This window comes from Candidatus Protofrankia californiensis (assembly GCF_900634765.1).
In the GTDB taxonomy this organism is placed as follows: domain Bacteria; phylum Actinomycetota; class Actinomycetes; order Frankiales; family Frankiaceae; genus Protofrankia; species Protofrankia californiensis.
This window is the reverse complement of record NZ_CAAAFT010000173.1, coordinates 5792-7039: the sequence shown is the minus strand read 5'-3', so window position 1 is coordinate 7039 and position 1248 is coordinate 5792. Positions and strand designations below refer to the sequence as shown.

The 1248-nt window shown below is 71.6% G+C and carries 1 protein-coding gene; it reads right to left on the bottom strand.

What is annotated here, in order from left to right; translation table 11 throughout:
* Nucleotides 1–1209 (bottom strand): ABC transporter ATP-binding protein (locus DD1DGNOD_RS29190; protein WP_241255615.1); only part of this gene is annotated, 1209 nt, incomplete at its 3' end.
* Between the last annotated feature and the right edge of the window lie 39 nt (nt 1210–1248).

Below are 1248 nucleotides of genomic sequence, written 5' to 3'. Positions count from 1 at the left end.
GTACTGGAACCGGACATCGTCGAGCACGATCTCTCCGGCAAGCCGACCGACCGGCGCCGGATCCGGGGACACCGGGGTGGACGTGGGTGTGCGCAGCAGGTCGGACAGGCGTCGAAGACCCACCTTCGCCTGCTGGTAGCCGTCGAACACCTGCGACAGCTGCTGGATCGGGGAGAAGAACAGGTTGATGTAGAGCAGGTAGGCGATCAGTCCGCCGGTGGTCAGCGACCCGGACGCGACCAGCCCGGCACCGGCGCCGAGGACGAGCGCGGCAGCCAGCTCCGAGCAGAACTCCATGAACGGGAAGTAGAGGGCGATCAGACGCTGCGAGCGCATCCGCGACAGCCGGTACCGTTCGGCCAGCGCGCGAAAATCGGCCTGGTTACGCTCCTGCCGGCGGAATGCCTGCACCACCCGGATGCCGGCCAGGTTCTCCTGCAACGCGGCGTTGACCGCACTGACCCACTCCCGTGACTCGGTGTAGGCGGCCGAGGACTTCGCCCGGAACACCAGCGTGACGCCGACACCGACCGGAAGCATGGGGAGCACGACCAGTGCCAGGTGCGCGTTCAGCACGACCAGCGCGATCCCGATCCCGGCGAACGACGCGACGGCTACCACCGCGGTCGTCAGGCCCGTCTGCAGGAACGTCGACAGGGCGTCCACGTCGGTGGTCATCCGGGTCATGATCCGGCCGGAGAGCTCACGTTCGTAGTAGTCCAGGCCGAGCCGCTGAAGCTGGGCGAAGGTCTTCACCCGCAGGACGAACAGGAGCCGCTCCCCCATCCGCCCGGTCACCCGGGCCTGGACGACCTGCACGCCCCAGGCCGCGAGGACCACGGCCAACGCCACGGCGGAGATGGCGAACAGCACCGACCCGGCACCCGTGGACACACCCGCGTCGACGCCGTGGCGCACCAGCGCGGGCATGGCCAGGCCCGCAACCGCGTCCAGGGCGACCAGCAGCAGGCCGAAGGCGAGCAGTCCGTGTACCGCGCGCAGGAGACGGCGCAGCGAGAACGCCGGGTCGGGCGCCGCGGCGTCGGTTTCGCTCACTCGGACCGGCTCAGTCGCGGGCGGGAGTTCCTCCACCCGCGCGAGCAGCTCGGGGGTGGCCGGGGCGTCGGCGAGGGGACCCCCGCCGAACCCTGCTCCCCGGCCGCCGCGCACGGCGCCGATCGACCGCGGTCCGTCCGGGCCGGCGGCCACGCGACGGTCGGGGATCGGCCGTGGACGGGGCGTGGCCGC